Source organism: Paraburkholderia sp. SIMBA_027 (genome assembly GCF_046535315.1).
In the GTDB taxonomy this organism is placed as follows: Bacteria; Pseudomonadota; Gammaproteobacteria; order Burkholderiales; family Burkholderiaceae; genus Paraburkholderia; species Paraburkholderia tropica.
In genome coordinates, this window is the sequence record NZ_JAWRWY010000189.1 from 1 (window position 1) to 367 (window position 367).

Genomic DNA, 367 nt, shown 5'->3' on the forward strand with positions numbered 1-367 from the left:
GTATCACTATCGCGCCCAGTCCATCGTCTGCTCGTTTCGAACGCCGTTTCAGAACGTCACGATCGCCGATACCTACAGCTTCGGCCGTGCGCTGTTCCTCGACGGCGCCATCCAGAGCGCGGAGGACGACGAGGCGCTGTATCACGAACTGCTCGTGCATCCGGCCATGCTGATGCATGACAACCCGCGTCAGGTGCTGATCATCGGCGGCGGTGAAGGCGCAACGCTCCGCGAAGTGCTTGCCTATCGCGACGTGACGCGCGCCGTGATGGTCGATATCGACCGGGATGTGGTCGATTGCTGCCGCGAACATCTTGGCACCTGGAACTACGGCGCTTTCACCGATCCCCGGGCGGAATTGCATTAT

Annotated in this window: 1 pseudogene; it reads left to right on the forward strand. The window is 61.3% G+C overall.

From position 1 onward, the window contains the following. A pseudogene (locus SB764_RS38730) lies at positions 1-367 on the forward strand (spermidine synthase); the annotation flags it as partial.